The 1,672-nt window shown below is 48.5% G+C and carries 2 protein-coding genes; both read left to right on the top strand.

What is annotated here, in order from left to right; genetic code table 11:
• Positions 1-242 precede the first annotated feature (242 nt).
• A complete protein-coding gene (locus tag AC1WIP_RS15665; RefSeq protein ID WP_481142699.1) occupies positions 243-563 on the top strand; it encodes a zf-HC2 domain-containing protein in 321 nt (106 codons plus the stop codon).
• A 70-nt stretch (positions 564-633) separates the two neighbouring features.
• The coding region (locus AC1WIP_RS15670; RefSeq protein WP_481142700.1) for a 5'-3' exonuclease at positions 634-1,672 on the top strand (1,039 nt) is incomplete at its 3' end.

Here is a 1,672-nt window from a genome sequence, read left to right on the forward strand (position 1 = left end):
GGTTGCCCACAACAGATTTTGAGTCTGCCTCGTCTGCCATTCCGACACGCCGGCATTCGTGATTCTAAAACGTGGTTTATGGTTGTGATTCACGGCTGTGATTCACAGCTGTGATCCCCTCACAACAGAGATTATTCTAACACAGAAATCGGTTCTTGACAAGTGATTTTTTCTTTTCTTTTTCTTCAAGATGTTGTATAGTAAATGTGTATGTGTAAATGCTGATAATGGTGGGATAGCGTATGGACTGCAAAGAATTTGAACGGATGATTCCCGATTTTATTGCACGGAAGCTTGACTTTCAGAATCTGATAAAATTTAAGGATCACATGGAGCATTGCGCAGACTGCAAGGAGGAGCTTGTGATTCAGTTTCTTGTGTCAGAGGGTATGCAGCGGCTGGAGGAAGGAGACGCCTTTGACCTGCAAAGTGAGCTTAAGGAACGGCTGGAGGACGCAGGACGCAAGATAAAATTCCATAGCAGCTTTCTTGTGGCGGGAGCAGTTTTGGAGATTGCCGCAGTGATTGCCCTTGCGGGAACGGTGGTGTGGCTGATTTCTTAGGGCAGGCTGTGCAGGCAGCTGTTCGCCGCAAAGCCGATAATAGAAAACCAGCATAGAAATGAGGATGAAAATGGCTGAAAAATTAGTTTTGATAGATGGACACAGTATTTTGAACAGGGCCTTTTACGGAGTCCCCAATTTAAGCAACGCACAGGGACTGCACACCAATGCCATTTATGGATTCCTCAATATTATGTTTAAGATTCTGGAGGAGGAGAGGCCCGATTATCTGGCGGTGGCATTTGATGTGCATGCGCCCACCTTCCGTCACGAGATGTATGCGGATTATAAGGGTACCAGAAAGCCAATGCCCCAGGAGCTCAGAGAGCAGGTGCCAGTGATGAAGGAGCTTCTGCAGGCAATGAATGTGGTGATTGTGGAGCGGGCCGGATTTGAGGCGGACGATCTGCTGGGAACGCTGGCCAAGAAGGCACAGGCAGCAGGCATAGAGGTTTCCCTGGTATCGGGAGACAGGGATCTTCTGCAGATTGCCACGGATCACATTAAGATCAGAATTCCCAAGACCAAAATGGGAAAAACCGAGATAGAGGATTATTATGCACAGGACGTGCAGAAAGCCTGGCAGGTGACGCCTCAGCAGTTTATTGAGCTGAAGGCGCTGATGGGGGATGCCTCCGACAATATTCCTGGTGTTCCCAAGGTGGGGGCAAAAACTGCGGAAGCGCTGATGACGCAGTACGGTTCACTGGATAATATTTATGCGCATGTACAGGAGATACCCAAGAAAAGCATTCGGGAATCCCTCATAGAAAATAAGGAGCTGGCATATTTGAGCAGAGACCTGGCTGCCATAAAAACGGATTGTGACATAGAACTGGACTATGCGGCGGCCAGAGCGGAGGGCTACTATACCAAAGAGGCTTATTTGATTTTAAAAAAGCTGGAATTCAAAAATCTGCTGGATCGTTTTGACGGGGAACAGACCGCGGTTGAGGAAGGGGGAATCCGGGATTCCTTCAGGCGGCTTGAAAGCCTTTCTGCATGCCTTGAGACGCTTAAACGGGCAGAGGAAGCCTCTCTTGTGGGACTGCTTTTGGCGAAAGAGGGGGAAAGCCTGTTTGGCATTGCCCTTTCTCTGGATGATGATG

The organism is Acetatifactor sp. (assembly GCF_982438285.1).

What these genes read in the sequence shown, in the direction of transcription:
- AC1WIP_RS15665 (WP_481142699.1), top strand. Translation starts at nt 243, where the DNA reads ATGGACTGCAAAGAATTTGAACGGATGATTCCCGATTTTATTGCACGG.